This window comes from Actinoplanes sp. NPDC023801, from assembly GCF_040639655.1.
Taxonomy (GTDB): Bacteria; Actinomycetota; Actinomycetes; order Mycobacteriales; family Micromonosporaceae; genus Actinoplanes.
The window spans coordinates 305,549-328,726 of sequence record NZ_JBFAAI010000003.1; the positions used below are offsets into that span (position 1 = coordinate 305,549).

Consider the following 23,178-nt stretch of genomic DNA (forward strand, 5'->3'; position numbering starts at 1 on the left):
GGCGGCTGCCGACCGGTCGCGCCCGGCCGGCCGCGCGCATCCGGGGCGGCAGGCCGGTCAGGGTTCCGGATCGCCCTGCGGCCTGCCGTACCGGGCCGGATGTGAGGTGTCCGGCAGCCCGCCGACCGGAGCGTGATCTCATCGTTGACCCCACTAGGTTGGGCGTTGCCCGGCCCGAGGCGGAAGTTCAACGTGAGATGGTGACGTGCGGATGGCGCTCAAGAAGTCGGACCTCTACGGCTCCCTGTGGGCGGGAGCGGACGAGCTCCGTGGCGGCATGGACGCCGGCCAGTACAAGGACTACGTCCTCACCCTGCTGTTCGTGAAGTACGTGTCGGACAAGGCCAAGGCCGACCCGGACCGGCTCGTCGAGGTACCGGCCGGCGGTTCGTTCGGCGACCTGGTCGCGCTGAAGGGCCGGCCGGACATCGGCGAGCGGGTCAACACCGCGATCCGCCGGCTCGCCGACGCCAACCCCCAGCTGGTCGGGGTCATCAACAACGCCGACTTCGACGACTCCACCAAGCTCGGCGAGGGCAAGGCGCTGGTGGACCGCCTGACCAGGCTGATCGGCATCTTCGAGGACCTGGACTTCTCCGGTTCCCGGGCCGAGGGCGACGACCTGCTGGGCGACGCCTACGAGTACCTGATGCGGCACTTCGCCACCGAGTCGGGCAAGAGCAAGGGGCAGTTCTACACCCCGGCCGAGGTGTCCCGGGTGATGGCGCAGCTGATCGGCATCCGGCCGGACACCCCGCGCTCGGCGAGCGTCTACGACCCGACCTGCGGCTCCGGCTCGCTGCTCATCAAGGTCGCCGACGCGGCACCGACCAAGTTGACGATCTACGGCCAGGAGAAGGACAGCACCACGCGGGCCCTGGCCGTGATGAACATGATCCTGCACGGCCACGACACCGCCGACATCCGGCAGGGCGACACGCTCGCCGACCCCAAGTTCCTCAGCGACGGTCAGCTCCGGACCTTCGACTTCCTGGTCGCCAACCCGCCGTTCAGTGTCAAGAGCTGGACCAACGGGCTGGAGAACGAGTACGGCCGGTTCGACGGTTACGGCCGGCCCCCGGAGAAGAACGGCGACTACGCCTTCCTGCTGCACATGGTGAAGAGCCTCCGGCCGACCGGCAAGGGCGCGGTCGTACTGCCGCACGGTGTGCTGTTCCGCGGCAACGCCGAGGCGGCCATCCGCAAGGAGCTCATCCGCAAGGGCTTCATCTCCGGGATCGTCGGCCTGCCGGCCAACCTGTTCTACGGCACCGGCATCCCGGCCTGCCTCATCCTGCTGGACAAGGAGACCGCCGCGACGCGTACCGGCATCTTCCTGGTCGACGCCAGCCGGGGCTTCACCAAGGACGGCAACAAGAACCGGCTGCGGCCGCGGGACATGCACCAGATCGTCGACGCCTGCCGCAACGGCAAGGACGTGCCGGGGTACGCGCGGATGGTGCCGATCGAGGAGATCGCCGCCAACGACCACAACCTCAACATCGCGCGCTACATCGACGCCGCGGAACCGGAGGACGTGCAGGACCTGCGGGCCCACGTGAAGGGCGGCATCCCGGACCGCGACCTCGACGCCCTGCAGCTGTACTGGGACGCCTTCGGTTCGCTGCGCGCCGGACTGTTCCGGCCGCTGCGCGACGGCTACTCCGAGATCACCGTCGGGCGGGCGGACGTCCAGAGCGTGATCACCGGCTCGCCGGAGTACCAGCGCTTCGCCGCGGACGTGGCCGGCGCCGCCCGGGACTGGTGGCAGGGGCACGCGAAACTGCTGCGTGACGTCTCCGCGGCGACCCGCCCCGGCGATCTCGCCGTCGAGCTGGGCGAAACCCTGCTGGAGCGGTTCCGCGCGATGCCGCTGATCGACGAGTACGGCGCCTACGAGCGGTTCATGAGCTACTGGAACGACGTCATGCACGACGACGTGACGATGCTGCTGTCCGGCTGGACGGAGGCGGTCCGGCCGCGCCGGGCACGCGTCGTGGGCACGACGAGCGCCGGCAAACCGCGGTACGAGGACGCCGACCTGGTCTTCGGCAGCGGCGTCAAGGCGGAGCGCTGGGTGATGGACCTGATCGCACCGGAGCTGATCGTGGCGCGGTACTTCCCGGCGGAGGCCGCCGGGCTGCGGCGGCTGGAGGCGGCGGCCGAGGTCGCCACCCAGGCGATCGAGGAGTACGTCCAGGAGCACGCGGCCGAGGAGGGGTTGCTCTACGACGCCGGGGACGACGACGGCAAGGTCACGGCGAAGACCGCGGGCGACCGTCTCAAGGCGGCCCGGCTGGAGAACGTCGACCCCGACGAGATCGGCGCACTGACCCGGGTGCTGGCCCTGTTCCGCACCGAGGCCGCGGCCCGCAAGGCGGCCCGGGAGGCGGCCGTCGCCCTCGACCGGGCGACCTTCGGCAAGTACGGCGAGCTCACCGACGAGGACGTGCGGGTGCTCCTGATCGAGGACAAGTGGGGCGCGTTCCTGATGCACGGCATCCAGGAGGAGCTCGACGTCCTGATCCGCCGCCTGCTGGACCGGGTGACCGTGCTGACGGCCCGCTACGCCGAACCGCTGAGCGCCCTCGACGCGGAGGTGACAGCCCTGTCCGCGAGGGTGGCCGGGCACCTGGCCCGGATCGGGGTCACGGCATGAACCGGCCGTGGACCACCCGGCGGCTCGGTGAGCTGGTGTCCCTGACCAGCGGGCAGAGCCCGTCGGGCTTCCGGTTCGGATCCTCCGGTACGCCGTACTTCAAGGTCGAACAGCTCGGGAAGTCATCGAAGTACCTGGACCGGGACGCGACACCGTACCTGTCGGCCAAGGTCCCGTCGGTGCCCGCCGGCAGTGTCCTGATCGCGAAACGGGGCGCCGCCATCGCGCTCAACCGGGTCCGGATCCTGCGTGAGCCGGGGTTCATGGACACGAACGTGATGGCCCTGACGCCGGGCCCGGAGATCGACTCGGAGTTCCTCTACTACTGGCTGTCGCACCGGGGCCTCGGCGACATCGCCGACACCACCTCGGTGCCGCAGATCAACAACAAGCACATCGTCCCGCTGGCGATCGCGCTGCCGGACGTCGCCGAGCAGCGCGCGATCGTGGCGGCGCTGCGCAGCACCGACGACTCGGCGGCGGCGATGCGGCGTCTCGTCGCCAAGCGGCGCGGCATCCGGCAGGGCCTGCTGCAGGCGTTGCTCACCGGCCGGACCCGGCTGCACGGTTTCACCGCACCGTGGACGCCGGTACGCCTCGGCGATCACGTCCGGTACATCCGTAACGCGGCCCTGTCGCGCGCGCAGCTCGACGTGTCGTCGCCGCTGCGTTACCTGCACTACGGCGACATCCACACCCGTACCTCACCGTTGCTCGACGCCTCGGCCGAGGTGATGCCGCGGGCGCCGAGGGAACTCGCCGGCACGGCCGGCCTGCTCGCGGTCGGTGATCTCGTCTTCGCCGATGCCTCGGAGGACCCGGACGGTGTCGGCCGGTCGGTGGAGATCACCGGGGTGCCGGCCGACGGGGTGATCCCCGGCCTGCACACCATCACGGCCCGCTTCGACAAGCGGGTCCTCGCCGACGGGTTCAAGGCCTACCTGCAGAACATCGGCGCGTTCCGGCGGCAGTTGCTGGCGCTCGCGGCCGGGACGAAGGTGCTGGCCACCACCCGCGCGTACATCTCCGGTATCGAACTGCCCCTGCCGGGCACCGACGAGCAGGCGGCCATCGCGCGGGTGCTGCACGACGCGGACGCCGAGATCGGCGCCCTCGAACGGCGGCTGCGGTCGGTCCGCGCCGTCAAGCAGGGCTTGATGCAGGAGCTGCTGACGGGCCGCACCCGTCTGGACGGGGAGACGCCGGCATGAGCAGCCGGGTCGGCCAGGTCGAACGGGAGACGCAGAAGCGTGTCGTGGCGCTGTTCCGGGAGCGGCTCGGCTACACGTACGCCGGTTTCTGGGCCGATCGTGCCAACGCCGGCATCGAGGAGGAGTACCTCCGCGCGAACCTGCTGGCCCGCGGTCACCACGAGGCGGCCGTCACCCGTGCCGTGCACATCCTGCGCACGGCCGCCGCGGTGGGCGGTGGTGTGAGCCTCTACGAGGCCAACCGCAGGATCTACGAGTTGCTGCGGTACGGGGTGAAGGTCAAACTGTCGGCCGGCGACCGGTTCGAGACCGTCCGGCTCATCGACTGGGAGCAGCCGGGGAACAACGACTTCCGGATCGCCGAGGAGGTCACCGTTGCCGGCCGGCACACCAAACGTCCGGATCTGGTGCTGTACGTCAACGGCATCGCCCTCGGTGTCATCGAGCTGAAACGGTCCCGGGTCAGCGTCAGCGAGGGCATCCGGCAGAACATCGGCAACCAGCGGGAGGACTTCATCCGCCCGTTCTTCTCCACGGTGCAGCTGCTGTTCGCCGGCAACGACGTCGAGGGCCTGCGCTACGGGGTCATCGAGACCCCGGAGAAGTACTGGCTGGAGTGGAAGGAACCGGCCGGGGCCGACGCGGGTGACCGCCTGGACCGGGCGCTCGTGCAGATGTGCGCCAAGGAGCGTCTCCTCGAGCTCGTCCACGACTTCATCGTCTTCGACTCGGGTGTGAAGAAGACCGCCCGGCACAACCAGTACTTCGGGGTGAAGGCCGCCCAGCGCAGCGTCGTCGAGCGGCGCGGCGGCATCATCTGGCACACCCAGGGGTCGGGCAAGAGCCTGCTGATGGTGTGGCTGGCCAAGTGGATCCGCGAGCACGTGGCCGGATCCCGGGTACTGATCATCACCGATCGCACCGAACTCGACGAACAGATCGAGAAGGTCTTCGGCGGCGTCTCCGAGCGGATCTACCGCACCACGTCCGGCGCCGACCTGGTCCGGCAGCTCGGCAGCGCGGTCGAGCCGCTGATCTGCAGCCTGGTCCACAAGTTCGACGGTTTCCTCGGTGAGGTCCGCACGGAGGTGCCGTCCGGCTTCCGCGCGAAGGGCGACGTCTTCGTCTTCGTCGACGAGGCGCACCGTACCCAGTCCGGTGTCATGCACGACGCCATGAAGGAGCTGCTGCCGGACGCCGTGTTCCTCGGTTTCACCGGCACCCCGCTGCTCAGGGCCGACAAGAGGCGCAGCATCGACCGGTTCGGCCCGTTCATCCACGAGTACCGGTTCGACGAGGCGGTGGCCGACAAGGTCGTGCTCGATCTGCGCTACGAGGCACGCGACGTCGACCAGCAACTCAAGGGCGCCCACCGGATCGACGAGTGGTTCGCGTCGAAGACCGAGGGTCTCACCGAGTTCAGCCGGGCGCGCCTCAAGAAGCGCTGGGGCACGATGCAGAAGGTGGTGTCCACCCGGTCGCGCGGCCAGATGATCGTCCAGGACGTCCTGATGGACTTCGACCGGGAGCCGCGCCTGGTCAGCGGCCGGGGCAACGCCATCCTGGTCAGCGACAGCATCTATCAGGCGTGCCGGTACTACGAGATGTTCACGGCGGCCGGGTTCAAGGACAAGGTCGCCATCGTGACCAGCTACGTCCCGAGCGCCTCGGCGATCTCCAAGGAGGACGCCGGCGAGGGCAAGACCGAGAAGCTGCGCCAGTACGAGGTCTACCGGCAGATGCTCGCCGACTACTTCCAGGAGCCCGCCGACCAGGCCTCGACGGACCGGAAGGTGGCCCGCTTCGAGAGGGAGGTCAAGGAGAGGTTCGTCCGGGAGCCGGGCCGGATGCGCCTGCTCATCGTGGTCGACAAGCTGCTGACCGGCTTCGACGCACCGAGCGCGACCTACCTCTACATCGACAAGAAGATGCAGGACCACGGCCTGTTCCAGGCCATCTGCCGGGTCAACCGCCTGGACGGCGACGACAAGGTGTACGGCTACATCGTCGACTACCGTGACCTCTTCAAGTCGCTCGAGTCGGCCGTCACCGACTACACGTCCGGACCGCTCGACGGGTACGCCAAGGACGACGTCGACGGCCTGCTCAAGGACCGCCACGAACAGGACCGGGCCGATCTGGAGGCGGCGCTGGAGCGGATCAGGGCGTTGTGCGAGCCGGTTGCCGCACCGCGGGAGGCCGGCGACTTCCAGCGCTGGTTCGTGTCCGATCCGCCCGGTGACGCCGAGCAGATCGCCGCCAACCAGCAGAAACGGGTCGCGCTGTACCGGGCGGTGTCCGCTCTGGTCCGCGCGTACGGCACGGTCGCCAACGACCTGGAGGCCGGGTACGGCGACGCGGTCCGTGCGGAGGTCCGGTTCTACGTGGACCTGCGGGACGAGGTCGAGAACGGCGCCGGCGATCGCATCGATATGAAACGGTTCGAACCCGGCATGCGGGCGCTGCTGGACACCTACATCCAGGCCGACCCGGTGGAGAACCTGGCGGCCTTCGACAAGGGCCTGGTCGAGCTGATCGTCGAGCGCGGCGAGGATGCCCTCGACGCCCTGCCAGCGCGCATCCGGGCGAACCCGGACGTCACGGCCGAGACGATCGTCAACAACGTGCGGCGGACCATCGTCGACGAGTTCGCCACCAACCCGGCCTACTACACGACCATGTCGGCCCTGCTGGACGCGCTGATCGTCAGGCGGCGCCAGGAGAGCCTCGACTACCGCAACTACCTCGACGGCCTGCTCACGCTCGCGTCGCGGGTCGGCCGTACCGAGTCGGACCGGGTCTACCCCGCCTGGGTGACGAACGGCGCGCAGCGGGCGCTCGTCGACTTCGGGTTCGCCGACGAGACGCTGCCGGTTCAGGTCGACACCGCCGTACAGATCGCGAAGTATCACGACTGGGTCGGTGACCGGCTCAAGGAGAAGGTCATCGCCCGGGCGCTGCGCAAGGTCCTGCCGCCCGGCTTCGAACGGTTCGACGAGCTCTTCGACCTGATCCGGGCCCGCGATGAGTACCGGTGACGGCAGCCTGACGGTGGCCGGGATCGACGTCGACGTCGCCTACCGGAACATCAAGCACCTGCACATCTCGGTCCATCCGCCGGCCGGCCGGGTACGGGTCGCGGCGCCGCGGCGGGTGGCCGAGGAGACCATCCGGATCGCCGTCGTGCAGCGCCTGCGGTGGATCCGGGAGCAGCGCTCTCAGCTGCGGAACGCGGCCCGCCAGACCGGGCGCCGGATGGTCTCGGGCGAGTCGCACTACGTGTGGGGCCGCCGCTACCGGCTCGACGTGTCCCGTACCGGGCGCATCGCCGTGACCCCGCGCGGGGACACCCTCTGGCTGACCGCACCGGCCGGCACCGATGCCGGGGCACGCAAGGCGATCCTCGACCGCTGGTACCGCCGCGAGCTCCGGGCGGCGGTGCGTCCGCTGCTGGACCGGTGGCAGCCGGTCGTCGGCCGCGAGGCCGCCACGGTCGTCCTGCGCCGGATGAAGACCCGATGGGCGACCTGCCGGACCGGCTCGGGCGCTGTCTGGCTCAACCCGGAACTGGCGAAGAAGAATCCGCGCTGCCTCGAGTACATCGTCGTGCACTCGCTGCTGCACCTGGTGGAGCCCGCCCACAACGAACGCTTCGCCGACCTGATGACGCGGTACGTGCCGGACTGGCGCGCCCGCCGCGACGAGCTCAACGAGGCCCCGCTGGCCGCCGAGGACTGGACTCCTATCCCCCGCGACTGGTGAGGTGGCCCAGCACGACCGCGGTCCACCAGGCGCCCTGCGAGATCAGGGTCGCGACGGCGCACCGGATCAACAACGGGGCAGGCGGTACCGCATGCCGGCTCAGCTCACGCAGCAGCGCACCGGCATACACCCCGTTGACCCCGACGACCAGCACGGCGAGCGACTTGGGTCCGGCCGGCAGGCCGAGGAAGACGCCGGAGGCGAGCAGCCCGGCGAACCCGAGCCAGGTCGGCACGTGCGCGCCGTGGGCGGTGCGCAGCACATCGGCGAACCCGCGCCGGCCCGCCAGCCAGAGCAGCCCGAACCAGTCGACCATCAGCACCGCGCCGAACCCGATCACCACCGACGCCAGGTGCAGCAGCAGCGCGGCGTCGTGCACCGCCCCCGCCGGCCGCCGGTACGAGCTGACGGCCAGCACCGCCAGCCAGCACACCACGACGGCCGCGGCCTGCCACGCGAGCGGGGCGGGACGCCGGTGCCGGCCGGCCGCGACAACAACCACATACGGGAGACGTACGGCGGGCCGGCGGACAACAGGAATCTGCGGAGTGACCCGCTTCGGGCCGCCGGCCCGGTGCGTCAGGCGCTGGTGCAGGCGGAACCGTTGAGGGTGTACGCCGCCGGCGGCCCGCTGTCGCCGGTGTGGGTGGCCTGGAACCCGAAGCTCACCGACGCGCCCGGCGCCACCACCGCGTTGTAGCCGACGTTGGTGGCGGTGACCTGTCCGGACAGCGGGGCGTAGGTGGCGTTCCAGCCTCCGGTGACGGCCTGGCCGGCGGGGAGGCGGAAGCCGACGGCCCAGCCGTTGACAGTCGAGGCGCCGGTGTTGGTGACGGTGATCTCGGCGGTCAGCCCGTTGTTCCAGGCGTTGACCTTGCTGGTGACCCGGCACGCGGCGGGATCCGGCGGTGTGCCGCTCGAGGCCGAGGCCGAGGGGGCAGGGCTGGACGGCGAGGTGGTGTCGCCGAACTGGGTGAAGAACTGCCACACCTCACCGGACACCCATGACGACGAGGCGTTGCGGTCCACCGGCAGGGGCACGTGGTCACCGTCGAACGCCGCCCAGCGGACCGGATATCCGGCGCGGCACCCCGCATAGTTCGTGGTGATGTGGGTTCCGCTGCCCTGGGCGGGTTCCGGCGGGTTCTGCGCCGTGCATCCGTTGGCGCGGACGAAGGTGTCGCGGATCGACCGGCCGGACGAGATGTTGAGGACGCTGTCCCGGATCCCGTGGATGCCGAAGTAGGCGACCGGCTGGGAGGCCGACGAGCATCCGCTGAGGTTGGCGCCGGCGATGGGGGCGACCGCGCGGAACACGGCCGGCCGGGCGCAGGCCAGGGCGTAGCTCATCGCACCGCCGTAGCTGAAGCCCAGGGCGAACCGCTGCGACGTGTCGACGCAGAGATCGTTCTCGACCACCCGCAGGATGTCGTCGACCAGGGTGACGTCGCGGCCTCCGGTGTTGGCCCACCCGGCGTCGAGGCCTTGTGGCGCCACGAAGATCGCGCTGTTGCCGGATCGCTGCTGCAGACCGTAGAAGCCGTTGCCGACCACATCGTTCGCGCTGCCGTTGAGCCAGTGCAACCCGACCACGAGCCGGTACGCCTGGCTGCTGGTGTAGTTGCCCGGCAGCCGCAGGATGTACGTCCGCGCGCGGCCGCCGCTCTGGATCGTGTAGGTCCCGTCGCGCAACGTCGGAGCCTTCCCGCACCCGGCGGTGGCCGCCATGGCACCGACCTGCCCGGCCGACGCGGTCCCGCCACTCAGAACCGTCCCCGCCGCGGCGATCAGCAGCGCCGCGGCCGTGGCCGCCGCACCCAGGAGCCGGCGGTTGCGTGCTCTTGGTTCCGCCATCAGGACCTCTCCCTCACACCACTCCAACAAATCTGCATTCGTCAATGAATAGCAGAAATTCCCGAGCGCGCCAGAATGGCGCCGAGTGTGTGCAAATAGGGAAGGCGAGCAAAAATTCGCATCGGGAAAACTGTTACGCCGGGACCACCCGCAAGGTCGCCGCAACGAACATCTTGAATGTCGTGAAACATGATGGCAATCTTCAAGAGTCGCTGTTAGCGCTCTCAACTGCGCGTAACTCAGGTCCTGCCAGCTCGATGTGAGCGATAACGAAGGCGACTCCCCATATCGCTCGCCAGGGAGGAATCACCATGCCGAGAATAAGGCGCTGGTTAATTTCGGCCGGCCTTATAGCCGCCATCGTCGCCACCGGGGCGGCCACTTTCCCCGGCGCGGCGGCGGCGGCGGAGTCCAACGGCGGTACCCGCGTCATGCCGCTGGGTGACTCCATCACCGAGGGCACCCAGGTCCCCGGCGGTTACCGGATCGGCCTGTGGCAGCGGATGGCCGCCGCCGGGTACCGGGTCGACCTCGTCGGGTCCCAGTTCAACGGGCCGGCGGCGCTCGGCGATCACGACCACGAGGGCCATCCCGGATGGCGGATCGACCAGATCGACGCCAACATCGGCGGCTGGCTGCGCACCACCACCCCGCGAACCGTGCTGCTGCACATCGGCACCAACGACATCCTGCAGAACTACAACGTGGCCGGCGCACCGGGCCGCCTGGCGGCCCTGATCGACCGGATCACCGCCGCCGCCCCCACGGCCGACGTCTTCGTGGCCACGATCATCCCGCTGGCCAACCCGGGTCAGGCGGCGGCCGCCCGCACCTTCAACGCCGCGATCCCCGGCATCGTGCAGAGCAGGGCCGCCGCCGGCCGGCGGGTCCACCTGGTCGACATGCACGCCGCGCTGACCACCGGCGATCTGATCGACGGCGTGCACCCCACCGCGGGCGGCTACGACAAGATGGCCGCGACCTGGTACACGGCCCTGCGATCCGTCCAGGGATCCATCGGCGACCCGGTGAGCGGCACCGGAGGAGCCCTGGTCAACTCCGCCGCGGGCCGCTGTCTCGACGTGCCCGGCAGCAGCACCACCAACGGCACTCAGCCGATCATCTGGGGGTGCAGCGGGGCCGCCAACCAGCGCTGGGCCTACGACGGCCAGACGCTGAAGTCACTCGGCAAGTGCCTGGACTCACCGACCGGCGCGACGTCCGGCGCCCGGGTGCAGTTGTGGGACTGCAGCGGCGCCGCCAACCAGCGCTGGGCGTTCTCGTCCGGCGGGACGATCCGCAATGCGCAGTCCGGTCTCTGCCTGGAGACCGGCGGCACCGCGAACGGGGCCGCCGTCCTTCTCCGGACCTGCACCAATGCGGGTGCGCAGCTCTGGAGCCGCGCCTGACCGTCCGGTGCCGGGGTACGCCGGTGAAGCGGTGTGGTGGCGCTCCTGCCCCACACCGCTTCACTCTGTCGGCCCACCACTCCGAAACTTTCGGTCACGTTTGGATCTACCATGTGCCGATAGTGCCGCGTGGCGACGTACCAGCCGCCTCTAAGCTCGCTCTTGACCTGGCACTTTCCGGCCCAGGCGCCCTGCAAGATCAAGATCGGTATTTCCGGCTGATTTCCGGAAGTTGTTGACAAGATGACGGTCGGCACGCCACGATCTCGCAATGACGGGCCTCGATCGGCCGTCATCCCCGCCACGAGCCGCGACACCGATCTCCCCCGATGTGATCCGTCGTGCCCGTGGGGCTGTTCCCCGCCAGCCATTCATGAGGAGGAACCACTCACATGACCGCAGATCTCCCCCAGCAGCCCCGCCGCAGGCGTGGCCGCATCCGCATGCTCGCCGGGGCCGCCTGCGCCCTCGCCATGACGATCGCCGGAGTGACGGTGGCCGGCGTCGCGCACGCCGAGGCTGACCGGACCCTCACGTCGAACCTGACCGGCACCCACAACGGCTACTACTTCTCGTTCTGGAAGGACAGCGGCAACGCGAGCATGACGTTGCGCGCCGACGGCCGATACAGCAGCAGCTGGGACCGCAGCACCAACAACTGGGTCGGCGGCAAGGGCTGGGCCACCGGCAGCCGCCGGACGGTCACCTACTCGGGCACCTACAACCCGGGCAACAACAACACCTACCTCGCCCTGTACGGATGGACGCGCAACCCGCTCATCGAGTACTACGTCGTGGAGAACTTCGGCAGCTACAACCCGAGCAGCGGCGCCACCCGGCTGGGCACCGTCACCACCGACGGCGGCACGTACGACATCCTGCGCAGCCAGCGGGTCAACGCGCCGTCGATCGACGGCAACCAGACGTTCTACCAGTACTGGAGCGTCCGGCAGCAGAAGCGCAGCTCCGGCACCATCACCACGGCTAACCACTTCGACGCCTGGGCGCGCGCCGGCCTGAACCTCGGCACCAACCACTCGTACCAGGTGATGGCGACCGAGGGTTACCAGAGCCAGGGCAGCTCGGACATCACCGTCCGCGAGGGCACCGGCCCCACCAACCCGACCAGCCCGACCCCGGGCAACCCGGGCAGCAACTGCACCGCGGTGCTCTCCGCGGGCCAGCAGTACGGCGACCGTTTCAACCTCAACGTGGCCGTCCAGAACACGAGCAACTGGACCGTCACCCTCAACCTGAACGGCGGCCAGAGCATCCAGAACAGCTGGAACGCCGCGGTCACCGGCACGACCGGTGCGATCACGGCACGGCCGAACGGCGGTGGCAACAACTTCGGCGTGACGATCATGGCCAACGGCAACTGGACCTGGCCGACGGTCACCTGCCGGCAGGGCTGACCCTTCGTGGCGCGGCGGCTCCGGCCGCCCCGACGGGGGGTGCAAACACCTCGGGGTTCACTACCTCGCACACCCCCAACCCCACGGGCGCCCCCACCCCCCGCCGCCGGGCGACACCTTTGGGGGCGGGGCGCCCCCGCCCCCCGCGCCGCATCCAGCGAGAGGCTGCTGAATGACGATCGCCAAGACCGCCGTCTCCACGATCCGGAACCCGGTGCTCCCGGGCTTCCACCCGGATCCGTCGATCTTGCGGGTCGGTACCGACTACTACATCGCCACCTCGACGTTCGAGTGGTACCCGGGCGTGCGGGTGCACCACTCGACCGACCTGGTCCACTGGCGGCCTCTCGGCGGGGTGCTCACCGAGCGCCGGCTGCTCGACCTGGCCGGGACCGCCGACTCGTGCGGTGTCTGGGCACCGAACCTGACCTACGCCCACGGGCTGTTCCACCTGCTGTACACCGATGTGGCGACGTTCGCCGGCGGCTACTGGGATCCACAGAACTACCTGGTCACCGCGCCCGGCATGGACGGCCCGTGGTCGGATCCGGTGGTGCTGCACGGCCGCGGCTTCGACGCGTCACTGTTCCACGACGAGGACGGCACGACCTGGATGCTGTCGATGCGCGCGGACTGGCGTCCCGGCCGCAACCGCTTCGCGGGCATCTCCCTCCAGCGGTACGACCGCCACGAACGCCGCCTGGACGGGCCCGAGCACATCATCTTCGAGGGCACCGAAGCCGGCTTGACCGAGGCGCCCCTGATCTACCGCAAGGACGGCTGGTACTACCTCGTCACCGCCGAAGGTGGCACCACCTGGACACATCAGGTCACCGTCGCCCGCTCCCGGAACCTCCTCGGCGAGTACGAGGTGGACCCGGCCGGCCCGCTGCTGACCTCGGCCGGCCGCCCCGATCTGACGCTGCAGAAAGCCGGGCACGGCAGTCTCGTGCAGACCCCGGACGGTGAGTGGTACCTGGCCCATCTGGCCGCCCGGCCGTACACGCCGTCCGGCCGGTGCGTACTCGGCCGGGAGACCGCCTTGCAGAAGGTGGAGTGGCCGGACGGCGGGTGGCCCTGCATTCCCGGCGGCGTGCCGGCCGAGCGGGTCCCGGCGCCGTCCGGTTCCGCTGCGGTGCCACGGCCGGCCACCGCCGACCGCACCGGGTCCGACCATTTCGACGCTGCGGAGCTGGGCGCCGACTGGTCGACGCTGCGCCGCCCGGCCACGCCGGACTGGCTCGACCTGTCCGCCCGGCCGTCGCACCTGCGCATCCACGGCGGTCAGTCGCCGATGGCCCGGCACCGGCCGAGCCTGGTGGCCCGCCGGGTGACGGCCCGCCGCTGCACGTTCGAGGCGACATGCGAGTTCGAGCCCCGCAACTACCGGCAGCTGGCCGGCATCACCGCGTACTACAACTCCCGCAACTGGTACTACCTGTACGTGACGGCCGACGACGACGGCCGGGCGGTCCTGGACGTGCTGTGCTGCGACAGTGGACGGGTCACCACCCCACCCGGCCTGCGGATCCCGCTCACCGGCGTACGCCGGGTGGGGTTGCGGGCCCGTCTGGACGGCCCGGCCCTGACCTTCGCGTACACGATCGACCCGGGCGCCGAATCCGTCTGGCACGGGCTCGGGCGGACCTTCGACGCCACCACCCTGTCCGACGAGTACGCCGTCACGCTGGTGCCCGGCGAACCGGAGGCCTGGGGTTTCACCGGTGCCTTCGTCGGCCTCTGGGTGCAGGACCTGGGCGCCGAGGGCGCCTACGCCGACTTCGACCGGGCCGACTACCGCAACAACTGAGAGCGGCGGGAACCGCCGCACAGCGATGAGGCGACGGTGCGGCTCACCGGCCCGGGCGATGGCCCGGGCCGGTGTCCGCCGCGCTGATCCCGCCCGGTTCCGGAACACGAACCTGTTGACCGATGTCGATGCGACCGGTGAAGATCGTGCATGCGTCGTCACCGCTCCCTCGCACGGGCCGGGACCATCTCCGGCCTGGCAGCGCTACTGATCGCGGTCCAGGCCGCCCCCGCCTTCGCCGACCCTCCCCGCAACCTCCCGCAGAACGCCGGCGGCTACGAGCAGGCGTTCTCCCCCGCGTTCGACTACGACACCGACGGCTGTTACGCCACGCCGGCCATCGGCCCGGACGGCACGCTCGCGGGCGGTCTCAAGACCACCGGCGCGGTCAACGGCAGCTGCCGCGACCAGTCGGATCTGGACAACTCGCAGACGTACGCCCGGTCGAAGTGCAACAACGGCTGGTGCGCGATCGTCTACGCCGGCTACTTCGAGAAGGACCAGGCCGTGGCCGGCAGTGGGCTCGGCGGGCACCGGCACGACTGGGAACACGTCATCTCGTGGGTCAACCAGACGTCGAACCAGGTCGACTACGTCAGTACCACGCAACACAGCTCACAGAGGACCTACAGCCGGTCGCAGGTACGGTTCGACGGCAGCCACCCGAAGATCGTCTACCACAAGGACGGCCTGTCGACGCACTTCTTCCGGCTGGCCAACAGCAACGACGAGCCGCCGGAGAACCACTACCACAATTGGCGCTACCCGCCGCTCGTCGACTGGAACGGCTGGCCCAGCACCGCCCTGCGCGACCGCCTGATGACGGCCGACTTCGGCTCGGCCAGCATCAAGATCAAGGACGGCTCGTTCGAGTACCTGCTCAACGCCGCCAAGCCCGCCGGTATCCCCTTCGACCCGTACGCCTGACGCCCGGCCCCGGCCGGCGGCGACGAAGCCACACGACACCCGCCACCAGGACGAGGACGAGACCCGCACCGGACAGCCACCGGGCGGCGATCGTACGACCGGAGCCGTCGCACTCCTCTGCCGGATGGTCGTGGGTGAGCGCGCACGTCATGGTGGCGGCCCGCCGGGGGCCGTACTCCCGCCGCAGTGCCCTGCCGAAGTCCTGCCACTGGTGCCGTGTCTCGACCACGGCACCGGTGACGGCCTTCCCGAAGTTGCGCCCGGCCCGGCCACGCGGTGTGGTCGGGTTCGTGGCGGCTCCGGTAACCGGATCGACGACGCCGGTGTCCTTGTTGAGGGCGGCGTGGGTGACCCGCCGCCCGCACCTGCCGACGCCGGGCGCGGTGTCCGGAACCACGAAGCACCCGGTGGTGAGGTTCTCCGGCACGTCCGGCGTCCCCGTGCCGCCCAGGTCGAGAACCGGGCTCGGTGCCGGCAGGTTCAAGCCTTCCGGGTTACCCGGCCCGATCGGGCGCGCCGGGTCCGCCTCGTCCGCCCAGGAGCTGTGCGCATAGAAGTTCTGGACGCCGTGCAGGGCGCGTCCGAGGCTCTCCAGCGTGGTCGCCGGGGCCGCCCTCGGCGGTGCAGGACACCGCCGCCCGGGTGATCCGCTCGTGCTCGCGATGCTGCCCCCCGCCCTCGACCGTCCCGAACTCGGTGACCGGCGCCGGGAACACCACGACCCCGGCCCCCAGAACCAGCGATGCGAGCAGCGCCGCCCGGCTCACGTCGGCTCAGGTGTCGCGGAGGGTACGCACCGGCGACGTCTCGTGCGGGAGGTTCCGGTGCAGGGAGTCGCCGGCAGCCCCGGCCCGCTGACCCGCTCGTTCTGCTCGCGGAGCGCCTCGGCCGCCGGTGCCCACCGCGCGGTGAGGGCGAAGAGCATCACGGTGTCCAGGGCGATCATCAGGAGGGACCAGACCGGGTAGGCCCCGAGCGACACCACCTGGATCACCGCGTGCAGGCCGACCACGACGATCGCGACGATCCGCGCCCAGGTTCGCCCGGCGAGCAGGAATCCGCCGGCGCAGAGGACCGCCGTGCCGAACAGCACCAGCGTCCACCCCCAGGAGGTGGTGTCCACCAGGACGAACGCTTCCCGGGTGACGACCATGTGCTCGTCGTCGAGGAGCACGATCAGCCCCTGACAGATGTTGATCAGACTGGTCACGACCATGATCGTGGCCGCGAAGGCGATCCATCCCGCCCACGCCCTGCTGCTTTCCTCGGCCATCCGGGTTTCCCGTCTCGTGCCGGACTCTCGGCGTTTCCGGCACCCATGCTGGCCACCGCACGGTGCCCGGGACACCATCCCTGACGGATGAGTGGCCCGGGCACCGGCGCGTCACGGTGTCACTTGGCGCTGGCCGGCCAGTTGATGTTGAACCAGACGCGCTCGCTCTTGGCGTTGCTGTTGGCCAGGCCCTGCACGTAGCCGACGTCGTAGCTGTCGTAGTCCGGTGTGCTGAGGATCGAGCGGACCTTCAGCGTGGTGGTGTGCGACTCGCCGGCCTCGAGGCGGGTGCCCTCGCACAGCCACTGCGACAGGTTGTAGTCGTACAGCACGCACTGCTGGCCCGGCACCAGCCGCGCGGTCTGCGGCATGTGGACCAGGAATCGGCCCTCGTCCTGGAACTCCGTGCCGTTGGTGACCGTGACCTTCAGCTTGCCGACCTGGTTGTCGTCGCCCTTCAGCTGGACGTTCTGGGCGACCGCGGTGACCGGGCCGTCGTCGGCGGCCGATGCCGACGCGGCCATCGAACCGGCCAGGGTCGCCGCCACCGCGGCGACGGCAACCGGAACCACACCGTAAGCCAGACGCTTGTACATCGTTTCCCCCGTTTCCCGAGCGGCCCTGTGCCGCTCCGTCATCAGGTGCGATGCGCCCGCCGGCGGGCTGGTTCGCGAATATCGATAACGGTGAGGTAACGAAGAATCGGCGCGCCGGTTGCCGCTAGCTGTCGCGGATGGCGGTGATGAGCGCTTCCCGGACCGCGGCGAGACCGGCGTCGAGAGCGCCGACCAGGACCGCGTCGTCGTCGATGGTGGTGACGGCGAACGAGCTCTCCAAGGGGGCGGCCCGCCGGAACGCGTTGTTCACCACGGCGAGCAGAGTTTCGCCGCCGGCCTGGGCGATCGGGCCGGCGAGGACCACGAGGTAGGGGTCGAGGATGGCGGTCACGGCCGCCAGGCCGACCACGATCCGGTCGGCCAGGGTGCCGAGGAAATCCTCGGCACCGGTCGCGGCAGCGGCGGCGACCACGTCGGCCGGGGTGTCCCCGGCCAGGCCGTTGTCCCGGGCCAGTTCCATGATGGCGGCCCCGCCGAAGAGGGCCTGCAGGTCGAGCTTGCGGTGCGGGGAGTCGGGTGAGTAGAGCGGCACGTAGCCGATCTCGCCGGCACCCCCGCGGGTGCCGCGCAGCAGTGAGCCGTTGATGTCGATGGCCAGACCGAGCCCGTCCTGGCCGATCCAGAGCAGCGCGAAGTTCTCCGCGTCCCGGCCGGCACCGCGCCGCCGCTCGGCGACCGCGGCCAGGTTGACGTCGTTGTCGACGCCGACCGGTGCGCCGAGCCGTACGCCGATCTCCCGCACCAGGCCGGGACGGTCGAACCCGGGCACGTCGACCAGCCGGATGGCCCCGGTGCGCGGATCGTAGGAGCCGGGCACGCCGAGCTGTACGTGCCGGATCCGCCCGGCCTCGACACCGGCCTGGTCGCGCAGCCGGGCGACCACACCGGCCACGGCCGCCACCGGCTCGGCACTCAGGAAGTCGACGCGGGACTCGAACCGGGCACGGACCGCTCCGGTCAGGTCGCAGAGCGCGGCCGCGACCGACGGGGTGCCGCTGGTGCCGACGTCGCGGACGGACACGGCGACCGCGTAGGCGGCGTCCGGATTGGCGGCGTAGACCTCGGCGTTCGGTCCGGGCCGGCCGCTGGCATGGCCGACGACGTCGACAAGCCCGGCCCCGGTGAGGCGGCGGAGCACCTCGGAGATCGTCGGGGTGGACAGTGCGGTGAGTTTGCGGAGGTCAGCCCGGGTGAGGTTGCCCGGCTCGAGGAGGAGCTCGAGCGCGGCACTCTCGTTCATGGCGCGCAGCAGTTTGGACGAGCCGGCCAGCCGCGCCATCGAACCTCCGCTATCAGGCAAAGTGTTTAAAAGTTCGCTCATCGTGGGTCACCCGCGTGACCGGCGTCAAGTCCACGCGGTAGCAGGCCCCGGCCGTCTGGTCACCTCGCCGGAGGCCCCTGCTCGTCGTCGGCGGTGACGGCCAGAGCCGCCTGCACCGCGTGGAGCCGGCGCTGGGCGCGGCGGTACACCAGATAGTCGCCCAGATTCGCCGCGCACACGATCGCGACGACCAGGAGCACGACCGACGCCAGACCGCCGCCGTCGAGTGCGCCCGCGGGAGCCAGCGCGACGAGTGCCGCCGTCACGATGGCCGAGACGACGACCGCGATCAGGTTGTTGACCAGGAAGTACACGGCCGTACGCGCGAATCTGATCGGCAACAGCGACGTCAGCCATTCCGTCACCGCGCCGATCACGAGGCCCACGGCGCCGCAGGCCAGGACGTTCAGTGCGCGATCGGCGAGGATGGCGTCGGCCGGGGCCGTCAGCGCCAGCGCGACGCCGATCACCAGCCCGAGGGCGAAGGACTTCAGGATCGCTGTCACATCCATCACGGTCACCTCCTCACATCTTCAGCGCGCCGCGCAGGCGCTTCGCGTACGTCTTCGAGACTTCGAGTTCCTCGCCGCCGGCCAGGCGCAGGACGAAGCGCGAGTTGAACCACGGGACGATCTCCCGCACGTGCGCCAGGTTCACCAGCTGCGACCGGTTGATCCGGACGAAGCCGAGCCCTGACCAGCTCACCTCGTAGTGCTGCAGGGTGCCCCGCACCCGATCCCGGCCGGCCGCGGTGCGGGCCACGATCCCGTCGGTGCCCGCTTCGAGGTACCACACCTCGCGCGCCGTGAGGACGACGAAGTTGCCGCCCCGCTGACCGGCTACGGAGCGGGCGCCGCCGGGCTGCTCGCGCACTCCCGCGACCAGCAGGCGGACCACATCCATGAAGTCGAGCGCGTCGAAGACGATCGCCGGTCGTCCGGCCGGGATCTCGAAGCCGCGTTCGACGAGCACCCAGCGGCTCCCGGCGTCCAGGTCGACGTCGTACGCCACGAGTTCGCGCTCCAGGCGCTCGCGCAGCGCCGGCGAGCACACCAGCCGCACCATCTCGTCGGACCTCCGGGTCACGTCGTTCCGGGTCATTCCTCGAGACGATCGACGATCAGCCGCAGGCCGACGAGTTCCTCGATCGCCTTCTCGCCGAACTCCAGTGATCCGTAGTTGGCGACGAAGACGGTGTCCCCGGCCGGATCGTAGAGAGCGTACGTTCCCGTCGCGCCGACCGCGCCGTACGCGTCCGACATGCTGAACAGCAGCGGCGACAGCTCGCTGAAGCGGAACTGCATGACACCCATCCCGTACCGGACGCCGGGCTGGAGCTCGTGCTCGAAATCGGTCAGCCGGGCGAGCGTCGGCGCCGAGACCAGCCCGCCCGTGGTGAACGCGCGCATGAAGGTGACCAGGTCGGCCGTCGTCGTCACGACTCCCCCACCGGCCCAGTCGACCGACAGCGCGTTCCGGTCACTCAGGTCCACACCTCGGGCGGTCACCGCCAGCACGCCGGCGTCCGGGCCGTACTCGGTGAGCAGACGGCTGTCGCGCATCCCCAGCGGCTCGAACAGACGACGATCGAGGATTTCCGCGTACGATCGCCGCTCGATCGCTTCGAGGGCGAGGCCGAGCAGGACGTAGCCGGTGTCGGAGTACGCGAACGTCGTACCCGGATCGGCAGCCGGTCTCTGATGTTCCCGGGAGAAGGCCAGCAGATCCGCCGGGGTGAAGAGCCGATCGGGGTCCGTGGTGATGAGGTCGATCATCGGTGGGCCGGAGACGACCGGCCCGTCGAAGTAGTCGGCCGCGCCGGACGTGTGGCCCAGCAGCTGTCCGAGGGTCACGTCGCCGGCTCTCCCGGGGGCGAAGAGCCCGTCCAGCACCGCGGCGCCGAGCCATTCGCCGACCGGATCCTCGAAGGAGACCCGGCCCTCGTCGACGAGCTGGCCGTAGACCGCGGCGAGCATGGTCTTCCCGACACTCGCCGAATGGAACCGGCTGTCCACCCGCGCCGTGCCGGCGGCGTAGCGGTGCAACTCGCCGGTCCGCCCGGAGTAGGTGGCGAACAGCGCGCCCGTCACGGACTCGTGCTCGGTAACGGTGTCCTGGAGTCGCTGCTGGATCGCCGCGTCGACCCCGGCCCGGGACAGCGGCCGGTCGAGGTAGGCGAGCACCCCCACACCGGCCGTGATGACCGCTACCAGACCCGCGGTGATCGAGACCGCGATTCGTGCTCCCTTGCGCATGCCCACGCCTTCCGTCGTCGTGGGCACGACCGTAGGAAGAAGCGGGGGCTTTCGGGAACGGCGCGCACCCGAACGGTCGGAACAGGGGCGTCAGTGGTCGTCAGCGGACCCCGAACCTATCGGGAACCGGTACCACGCGTAGGCGACCGGCTGGGGCCCGTTCCACTCCGCCTCCAGCGCGGCGCCGACCCGCTCGAAGCCGACCCGCTCGTAGGTGCGGATCGCCGGCTCGTTACCGGGACGCACCCGCAGGAACACGTTCGCGTGCCCGGCCTTCAACGCCTCGGCCAGCAGCGCCCGCACCAATCGGCTCCCGTGGCCCCTCCCACGGTGCTCCGGCGCCACGATGATGCGCGCCAGCTCGACCTCGTCCTCCTCGTCGTCAAGCCACAGCTCGCCGTAACCGATCGGCGTCCCGCCGTCGACGAACAGGTACCGCACGATGTCGTCGGCCACCTTCGGCCAGCTGCCGAGCAACTCGGCCGGAAACGGGAACTCCTCCCGCCCGCACAACAACGACACCTCGTGCGCCGACGTGGCCCAACCGGCAACCACCGCGGCGTACCGCATCTCGAACGAACGTAGCTCCATCGGACCTTCCCTGGCGGCTCGGACCTTTCCTGGCCTGCGACGATGACGGGTTCCGGAGTGGTCCGATCGTCTCGGGCCACGACACGATACCGATCGTCCACCGCCGCGACGGACCCACTTTCGAGCGGGCGGCCGGCCATGGACCGGTGTCGTAGCCGATGCGGTACGGCCTCGACCCGACCACTACTGACCCCGGCAGCGGTCAGTACCGTTGCTGCTGGATCAGTTCGATCAGCATGGTCAACATGGCGTCGGCTGCCGGGGCACGTCGCCCCTGTGGCGGAACGGCGGCGTACAGCCGGCGCGGGGGAAGCCGGGGCGTGGTCGCGCGCATGACGACGCCCTGACGTATGTCGCCGCGAGCCAGTGTCGGCACGAGGGTCACACCGCAGCCGATGGCGACGAGCGACTGCTTGCCGGTCCAGTCGTCGCAGTGGAAACCGACGCTCGGCGGGCGGCCGAGCGCTTCGGTCAGCTCCGCCAGAGGGCCGAGGCAGTCGGGGAATGCGCCTTCGATCCATGTCTCGTCGCGCAGGTCTGCCAGGCGGATCCGGTCCAGGCGGGCGAGTCGATGATCCGTGGAGAGCGCGACCAGGAGTTCCTCGTCCAGCAACGGCACGAGGTCCACGCCGTCCAGTGCCACGATGGTCCGGTCATCGGACGACTTGGCCGCCCACGGATCGGCATACAGGTCCCAGCGGGTGATCAGTGCCAGGTCGACGTCACCGGCTCGGACGGCGGCGAGCGGCCCGGCCGGGTCACGGCCTCGGAGGGTGAGTTCGATGCCGGGGTGGGCGGCCCGGAAGCGGCGGATCGCTTCCGGCATCAGCCCGGTGTTGGCGCTGGGGAACGCGGCCAGCCGCAACTGTCCGCTGGTGAGGTCTCCGAATGTGGCAAGGCGAGCCATCATGGCTCGGATGCCGTCGAGAACGTCGCGGGCGTACGCCACCGCCACGTCACCGGCCGGGGTCGGTTTCACCCCGCGCCGGGAGCGATCGAACAGACGCAGTCCGACCTGTCGCTCGATCCCCCCGATCTGGCGTGACACGGCCGGCTGGGTCATGTGGAGCGTCTCCGCCGCCGCAGAGAACGACCCTCGCTCGGCCACCTCCACGAGCACTCGCAGGGTCCAGGTGTCCAACATGCACGAAGGTTATGGCAGCCATGCCCGATCCGCAGTGGCGTGCATATCAGCGGCACGCCACCGTATGGCGCATGGATATCGCGAACACCACCCAGGATCAGGCATGGAACGGCGCCGAAGGGCAGCACTGGGCCGATCACGCCGACCAGATCAATGCCGCCGTCACCGGTCACCTGCTCGAGGCGGCCGGAGTCGGTCCTCGCGATCGGCTGCTCGACATCGGCTGCGGCACCGGCCGCAGCACCCGCGCGGCCGCCAGGCTCGCCACCGAAGGAGAGGCCGTCGGTCTCGACCTGTCGGCGCCGATGCTCGACCGGGCGACACGCTACGCCAAGGAGGATGGCCTCACCAACGTCCGCTTCACCCGCGGCGACGCCCAGGTGCATCCGTTCCCCGCCGGCCGGTTCGACGTGGCGATCAGCCAGTTCGGTGTCATGTTCTTCGCCGATCCGGTGGCCGCCTTCGCCAACATCCGGCAGGCGCTGCGACCGGGCGGACGGCTGGCGTTCGTGTGCCCGCAGCCCGCCGAACGGTGCGAGTGGTACCAGGCTCCCAGCGAGGCTTTCGGCGCCACGGGCCGGATGCCGGACGAGGGCATGTTCGCACTGGCCGACCCCGACCTGACCGCAGGGATCCTGACCGCCGCCGGATACCAGCACGTGGACATCCAGCCGTTGACGACCTCGCTCTTCTTCGGCCGTGATGTGTCCGAAGCGGTCGCCTTCTTCACCGGCAGCGGACCGGCACGTGCACTGCTGGAATCCGGAGCGGTCACCGAGGCCGACGTCGTTGCGGGGCTCGGCACGGTGCTGCGCCGATACGCCGACGAGACCGGCGTCCGGATCCCGGGGCGGCACTGGCTGGTACGGGCGGAGCGAGGTGCGTGACGAGCCGGGCTCCGGGAGCCCGGCTCATCATGTCGCGGCCGAT

At 70.2% G+C, this 23,178-nt stretch carries 21 protein-coding genes; 9 read left to right on the plus strand and 12 right to left on the minus strand.

The window, feature by feature from the left end; all coding sequences use genetic code 11:
* Nucleotides 1-211 precede the first annotated feature (211 nt).
* The 4 genes from AB0G04_RS08495 to AB0G04_RS08510 are packed head-to-tail and all read left to right on the plus strand — an operon-like array spanning nt 212 to nt 7,632.
* Nucleotides 212-2,659 carry a class I SAM-dependent DNA methyltransferase gene (locus tag AB0G04_RS08495; protein ID WP_360978699.1) on the plus strand — a complete coding sequence of 816 codons (2,448 nt, stop codon included), beginning with the start codon at nt 212-214 and terminating at the stop codon, nt 2,657-2,659.
* Entirely contained in the window at nt 2,656-3,870 is a 1,215-nt protein-coding gene (locus AB0G04_RS08500) for a restriction endonuclease subunit S (RefSeq protein WP_360978702.1), read from the plus strand. Before AB0G04_RS08495 ends, AB0G04_RS08500 begins: the two co-directional genes overlap by 4 nt.
* Complete coding sequence (locus AB0G04_RS08505; RefSeq protein WP_360978705.1) at nt 3,867-6,908, plus strand: HsdR family type I site-specific deoxyribonuclease; 3,042 nt, start codon at nt 3,867-3,869, stop codon at nt 6,906-6,908. The genes AB0G04_RS08500 and AB0G04_RS08505 overlap by 4 nt, the downstream gene beginning before the upstream one ends.
* Nucleotides 6,895-7,632, plus strand: a complete 738-nt coding sequence (locus tag AB0G04_RS08510; RefSeq protein ID WP_360978708.1) for a SprT family zinc-dependent metalloprotease — start codon at nt 6,895-6,897, stop codon at nt 7,630-7,632. The genes AB0G04_RS08505 and AB0G04_RS08510 overlap by 14 nt, the downstream gene beginning before the upstream one ends.
* On the opposite strand, the gene AB0G04_RS08515 is transcribed toward AB0G04_RS08510, so the two are convergent.
* The 3 genes from AB0G04_RS08515 to AB0G04_RS08525 all read right to left on the minus strand — a co-directional run bounded on the left by AB0G04_RS08515 (nt 7,613) and on the right by AB0G04_RS08525 (nt 9,692).
* Complete coding sequence (locus tag AB0G04_RS08515; protein WP_360978711.1) at nt 7,613-8,134, minus strand: hypothetical protein; 522 nt, start codon at nt 8,132-8,134, stop codon at nt 7,613-7,615. The two genes, AB0G04_RS08510 and AB0G04_RS08515, sit on opposite strands and share 20 nt — an antisense overlap.
* A 77-nt stretch (nt 8,135-8,211) precedes the next feature.
* Nucleotides 8,212-9,486: a cellulose binding domain-containing protein gene (locus AB0G04_RS08520; RefSeq protein WP_360978714.1), complete on the minus strand. Its 1,275-nt coding sequence runs from the start codon at nt 9,484-9,486 to the stop codon at nt 8,212-8,214.
* A 41-nt stretch (nt 9,487-9,527) separates the two neighbouring features.
* Nucleotides 9,528-9,692 (minus strand): hypothetical protein, encoded by a 165-nt coding sequence (locus tag AB0G04_RS08525; RefSeq protein ID WP_360978717.1) that lies wholly within the window; start codon nt 9,690-9,692, stop codon nt 9,528-9,530.
* Between the two features lie 105 nt (nt 9,693-9,797).
* Between AB0G04_RS08525 and AB0G04_RS08530 the strand changes: the two genes are divergently transcribed.
* From AB0G04_RS08530 to AB0G04_RS08545, 4 genes are all read left to right on the plus strand, one after another.
* Nucleotides 9,798-10,895, plus strand: coding sequence for a ricin-type beta-trefoil lectin domain protein (locus AB0G04_RS08530; protein ID WP_360978720.1), 1,098 nt, complete (start codon nt 9,798-9,800; stop codon nt 10,893-10,895).
* 392 nt (nt 10,896-11,287) lie between these two features.
* Nucleotides 11,288-12,310 (plus strand): glycoside hydrolase family 11 protein, encoded by a 1,023-nt coding sequence (locus AB0G04_RS08535; RefSeq protein ID WP_360978723.1) that lies wholly within the window; start codon nt 11,288-11,290, stop codon nt 12,308-12,310.
* Between the two features lie 172 nt (nt 12,311-12,482).
* A complete protein-coding gene (locus AB0G04_RS08540; protein ID WP_360978726.1) occupies nt 12,483-14,120 on the plus strand; it encodes a glycoside hydrolase family 43 protein in 1,638 nt (545 codons plus the stop codon).
* Between the two features lie 150 nt (nt 14,121-14,270).
* On the plus strand, nt 14,271-15,047 hold the full coding sequence (locus AB0G04_RS08545; protein ID WP_360978729.1) for an NPP1 family protein: 777 nt from the start codon (nt 14,271-14,273) through the stop codon (nt 15,045-15,047).
* Here the strand turns inward: AB0G04_RS08545 and AB0G04_RS08550 are convergent.
* From AB0G04_RS08550 to AB0G04_RS08590, 9 genes are all read right to left on the minus strand, one after another.
* Nucleotides 15,001-15,531 carry a hypothetical protein gene (locus AB0G04_RS08550; RefSeq protein WP_360978732.1) on the minus strand — a complete coding sequence of 177 codons (531 nt, stop codon included), beginning with the start codon at nt 15,529-15,531 and terminating at the stop codon, nt 15,001-15,003. The genes AB0G04_RS08545 and AB0G04_RS08550 overlap by 47 nt on opposite strands.
* A gap of 279 nt (nt 15,532-15,810) precedes the next feature.
* The gene (locus AB0G04_RS08555; protein ID WP_360978735.1) at nt 15,811-16,320 is read right to left on the minus strand and encodes a hypothetical protein; all 510 of its coding nucleotides are present in this window, start codon (nt 16,318-16,320) and stop codon (nt 15,811-15,813) included.
* A 119-nt stretch (nt 16,321-16,439) separates the two neighbouring features.
* Nucleotides 16,440-16,916 carry a hypothetical protein gene (locus AB0G04_RS08560; RefSeq protein WP_360978738.1) on the minus strand — a complete coding sequence of 159 codons (477 nt, stop codon included), beginning with the start codon at nt 16,914-16,916 and terminating at the stop codon, nt 16,440-16,442.
* Between the two features lie 124 nt (nt 16,917-17,040).
* The gene (locus tag AB0G04_RS08565) at nt 17,041-18,216 is read right to left on the minus strand and encodes an ROK family transcriptional regulator (protein WP_360978741.1); all 1,176 of its coding nucleotides are present in this window, start codon (nt 18,214-18,216) and stop codon (nt 17,041-17,043) included.
* A gap of 101 nt (nt 18,217-18,317) precedes the next feature.
* The gene (locus AB0G04_RS08570; protein ID WP_360978744.1) at nt 18,318-18,770 is read right to left on the minus strand and encodes a hypothetical protein; all 453 of its coding nucleotides are present in this window, start codon (nt 18,768-18,770) and stop codon (nt 18,318-18,320) included.
* Nucleotides 18,771-18,783: 13 nt separating this feature from the next.
* Complete coding sequence (locus AB0G04_RS08575; protein ID WP_360978747.1) at nt 18,784-19,359, minus strand: LytTR family DNA-binding domain-containing protein; 576 nt, start codon at nt 19,357-19,359, stop codon at nt 18,784-18,786.
* Entirely contained in the window at nt 19,356-20,540 is a 1,185-nt protein-coding gene (locus AB0G04_RS08580) for a serine hydrolase domain-containing protein (RefSeq protein WP_360978750.1), read from the minus strand. Before AB0G04_RS08580 ends, AB0G04_RS08575 begins: the two co-directional genes overlap by 4 nt.
* Nucleotides 20,541-20,603: 63 nt before the next feature.
* Nucleotides 20,604-21,104 (minus strand): GNAT family N-acetyltransferase, encoded by a 501-nt coding sequence (locus AB0G04_RS08585; protein ID WP_360978753.1) that lies wholly within the window; start codon nt 21,102-21,104, stop codon nt 20,604-20,606.
* Nucleotides 21,105-21,306: 202 nt separating this feature from the next.
* Nucleotides 21,307-22,248 (minus strand): LysR family transcriptional regulator, encoded by a 942-nt coding sequence (locus tag AB0G04_RS08590; protein WP_360978756.1) that lies wholly within the window; start codon nt 22,246-22,248, stop codon nt 21,307-21,309.
* A 71-nt stretch (nt 22,249-22,319) separates the two neighbouring features.
* Here AB0G04_RS08590 and AB0G04_RS08595 point away from each other — a divergent pair, with 71 nt between their 5' ends.
* Nucleotides 22,320-23,135 carry a methyltransferase domain-containing protein gene (locus AB0G04_RS08595; protein ID WP_360978759.1) on the plus strand — a complete coding sequence of 272 codons (816 nt, stop codon included), beginning with the start codon at nt 22,320-22,322 and terminating at the stop codon, nt 23,133-23,135.
* Nucleotides 23,136-23,178 lie beyond the last annotated feature (43 nt).

Coding starts and splice junctions, on each gene's coding strand:
- AB0G04_RS08595 (WP_360978759.1), top strand. CDS start 22,320: ATGGATATCGCGAACACCACCCAGGATCAGGCATGGAACGGCGCCGAA.
- AB0G04_RS08585 (WP_360978753.1), bottom strand. CDS start 21,104: ATGGAGCTACGTTCGTTCGAGATGCGGTACGCCGCGGTGGTTGCCGGT.
- AB0G04_RS08495 (WP_360978699.1), top strand. CDS start 212: ATGGCGCTCAAGAAGTCGGACCTCTACGGCTCCCTGTGGGCGGGAGCG.
- AB0G04_RS08570 (WP_360978744.1), bottom strand. CDS start 18,770: ATGGATGTGACAGCGATCCTGAAGTCCTTCGCCCTCGGGCTGGTGATC.
- AB0G04_RS08530 (WP_360978720.1), top strand. CDS start 9,798: ATGCCGAGAATAAGGCGCTGGTTAATTTCGGCCGGCCTTATAGCCGCC.
- AB0G04_RS08590 (WP_360978756.1), bottom strand. CDS start 22,248: ATGTTGGACACCTGGACCCTGCGAGTGCTCGTGGAGGTGGCCGAGCGA.
- AB0G04_RS08505 (WP_360978705.1), top strand. CDS start 3,867: ATGAGCAGCCGGGTCGGCCAGGTCGAACGGGAGACGCAGAAGCGTGTC.
- AB0G04_RS08535 (WP_360978723.1), top strand. CDS start 11,288: ATGACCGCAGATCTCCCCCAGCAGCCCCGCCGCAGGCGTGGCCGCATC.
- AB0G04_RS08540 (WP_360978726.1), top strand. CDS start 12,483: ATGACGATCGCCAAGACCGCCGTCTCCACGATCCGGAACCCGGTGCTC.
- AB0G04_RS08545 (WP_360978729.1), top strand. CDS start 14,271: ATGCGTCGTCACCGCTCCCTCGCACGGGCCGGGACCATCTCCGGCCTG.
- AB0G04_RS08520 (WP_360978714.1), bottom strand. CDS start 9,486: ATGGCGGAACCAAGAGCACGCAACCGCCGGCTCCTGGGTGCGGCGGCC.
- AB0G04_RS08565 (WP_360978741.1), bottom strand. CDS start 18,216: ATGGCGCGGCTGGCCGGCTCGTCCAAACTGCTGCGCGCCATGAACGAG.
- AB0G04_RS08510 (WP_360978708.1), top strand. CDS start 6,895: ATGAGTACCGGTGACGGCAGCCTGACGGTGGCCGGGATCGACGTCGAC.
- AB0G04_RS08575 (WP_360978747.1), bottom strand. CDS start 19,359: ATGACCCGGAACGACGTGACCCGGAGGTCCGACGAGATGGTGCGGCTG.
- AB0G04_RS08560 (WP_360978738.1), bottom strand. CDS start 16,916: ATGTACAAGCGTCTGGCTTACGGTGTGGTTCCGGTTGCCGTCGCCGCG.
- AB0G04_RS08555 (WP_360978735.1), bottom strand. CDS start 16,320: ATGGCCGAGGAAAGCAGCAGGGCGTGGGCGGGATGGATCGCCTTCGCG.
- AB0G04_RS08500 (WP_360978702.1), top strand. CDS start 2,656: ATGAACCGGCCGTGGACCACCCGGCGGCTCGGTGAGCTGGTGTCCCTG.